The sequence below is a fragment of the Allobosea sp. 01N443 genome (genome assembly GCF_056399325.1).
This window is the reverse complement of the sequence record NZ_JBFTRC010000395.1, coordinates 1-1,107: the sequence shown is the minus strand read 5'-3', so window position 1 is coordinate 1,107 and position 1,107 is coordinate 1. Positions and strand designations below refer to the sequence as shown.

The window sequence follows — 1,107 nt, the reverse complement described above, 5'->3', positions numbered from 1 at the left end:
ACCGTCAGGTTCGCCGTGATCGCCGACATGTCGAGCGTGTCGATGCCCGTGCCGCCGTCGCTGTCATCGCCGAAATAGACGTCGTTGCCGTCGCCGACCGCAGCCACGATCACATCGTTGCCCGCACCCGCCACCACAGTGTCGTCGCCGGCCCCGGCCGTGATCCGGTCGTCGCCCGTGCCACCGAAGATCCGGTCGTTGCCGGCCTCGCCATCGATCAGGTCGTTGCCAGCCCCGCCAAGCAGCACGTCGTCGCCGGCCCCGCCGAAGACCACGTCACGGCCCTCCCCGGCATCGACGAAGTCGTTGCCATCGCCCGCCGAGATCGTGTCGTCGCCGCCCGCACCGATCAGGACATCGTCGCCGCCCTGGCCGATCAGGTTGTCCGCCCCCGCTGCCCCGATCAGGACATCGCTCAGCCCCGTCCCGACATGCGTCCCAGGAGCCGTCCCCGGACCGGGAGCCGGCGTGCCAGCCCCGTCGTCATCGTCGTCGTCGTCACAGCCGCAATCGTCGTCGTCGTCATCGTCGCCATTGCCGGCACCGTCGTCATCGTCGTCATCATCGTCGCCATCTCCGGCGCCGTCGTCGTCATCGTCATCATCGTCGCCATCACCGGCGCCGTCGTCATCGTCGTCATCGTCGTCGCCGTCTCCGGCGCCGTCGTCATCATCGTCGTCGCCATCTCCGTTGCCGGTGCCGTCATCGTCGTCATCGTCGTCATCGTCGCCGTCGCCGTCACCCGTGCCGGTACCGTTGTCGCCGTCATCGCCAACGACGGTCTCGAAGATGTTCTCCGGCAGATTGGTCAGGCTGGTATTGCGGGCGATGATGTCCGCGAACTCCTGGCCGTCGATGAAATTCTCGTAGAAGTCGAAGTTCTCGACACGGTCGAGATAGTAGAACCGGTCGGCCTCCTGCAGGCGGTCAAACTGTTCATGCAGCACGACCCAGAAGGTCTGCCCGACCATGCCGCCATTGATATGCGTCTCGGCAAGGCCACCGACCCAGAGATCGACCCGGTCGATCCCCTTCACGATGCCGGTGCCGTCGGCCTGGATGGCCACGCTGATATTCGATGGCCACGCTGATATTCGAGTTGATCGC

Annotated in this window: 1 protein-coding gene; it reads right to left on the bottom strand. The window is 65.8% G+C overall.

All coding sequences use genetic code 11. The annotated features are described in order from the left end of the window. Window positions 1–1,067 (bottom strand): calcium-binding protein (locus AC1DRP_RS36635; protein WP_476771146.1); only part of this gene is annotated, 1,067 nt, incomplete at its 3' end. Window positions 1,068–1,107 lie beyond the last annotated feature (40 nt).